This is a genomic window from Bacillus sp. 05T31 (assembly GCF_056396725.1).
The window spans coordinates 1-1325 of the sequence record NZ_JBFTMA010000932.1 but is presented as its reverse complement, the minus strand read 5'-3'; the positions used below and the strand labels follow the sequence as shown (position 1 = coordinate 1325).

General features: G+C 31.6%; 1 protein-coding gene and 1 pseudogene. One reads left to right on the top strand and one right to left on the bottom strand.

Going from position 1 to position 1325, the window contains the following annotated elements; genetic code table 11:
• Positions 1 to 849: hypothetical protein (locus tag AC1DJR_RS30015; protein WP_477004262.1), on the bottom strand; the 849-nt coding region annotated here is incomplete at its 3' end.
• A 386-nt stretch (positions 850 to 1235) separates the two neighbouring features.
• On the opposite strand from AC1DJR_RS30015, the pseudogene AC1DJR_RS30010 reads away from it, so the two are divergent.
• Positions 1236 to 1325: pseudogene (locus AC1DJR_RS30010) on the top strand (cyclic di-AMP binding protein CbpA); the annotation flags it as partial.

Genomic DNA, 1325 nt, shown 5'->3' with positions numbered 1-1325 from the left:
AGTTAAAGTATACGTGTTTTGTTTAGAGTGGGTTGTTGTCCATAAAGCTTGGAGAAACGATAAGATGCTATATGGAATATAAAGTAGTAATAAACCAATTGTGACAACTATAGGTGCATTTCTACCAAATTGGACGATAAATTGTAATAGTCCGGTTGTATGAAAAATACATTCCATAAAAACGAATGAAAGAATAATGGAACTCAAAATAGATTTATGATTGGAAGTAAGCGCAATAAATAACGTATCAACAAGGAAAGATGAATTTTTTATTTCGTATTCATTAGTAGTATTTAAGAACGGTAGCCATTTTTTAATTGCTTGCATAACGATTATCATAGAAGTGCTACATACGATGATAAAAGAAGAGAAGAAAGGAAACTTTATGAATTTAGATATGTAGAGAAGTGATAATAGGACTGAACATTGTAATATCACAGTGCTAAAAGAATACGGTATCCAGCGAAATAAAGAACTACACTTTTTTAATGAGTTTGGTGCTTTTAAAAATAGATGGCCAATTCCTAGACTTATAAAGAAACCGATTACAAGAGTGAATGTGAAACGAACGATTGATAAAAAATATATTTCCCATATGTAGGGGAACAGTGGTGACGAATGGTTAGAGGTATGTACAAGCTGATTTGCTGAGAAAAGGATAGGCTCATGCATCCAATCAATTGTTGGAATTGAAATGGAAGAAGGCTGTGCTAAATTATGAAAAATGCTTACAAATCCAGTTAAGTAGGAGTAATTATGTGTAATGAATAATGCTGGAAGGGGACTTATGACAAAAATAATCAAAACACTGGCTATAAATTTACATATATGTGAGCGCAATAAGGACATACAATCACCTACTCTTTGAATATTCAGAAAATTCTTATTCTTATTTTAGCTTTTTTCGGATAAAGTTACAACATATTTTTCTCGAAGTAAGTTAGAGAGATTATCCCGCTTTAACGGGCAGTAAGACTCTACCTCAAAATGCGGCGAATGCGTAGAAGTTAGGTGGGTATATCGACTGCCAGTAAAAGCCCGATTGGTGAAGGCTAATAATAAGTGGGGGAAATCCCCACTTATTAAAGTTTCAATTTAAATAAGTGTATGATTAATGAATAAATTATGACGAAAAAATGAATAATTTTCAGAAAAATAAAATAATATATTTATTTTTTTCTGAAAATATAATATAGTAATGGCACAGAAAGTATTTTAACATAAGGAGGCTTTTTATGAGGATTAAAGGGAATTATGTGCCGAAAAAGGAAGTATTATTTTGCTCAAGTTCAATTACGGTAGGGGAAGCGTTGGAACATTTAAAT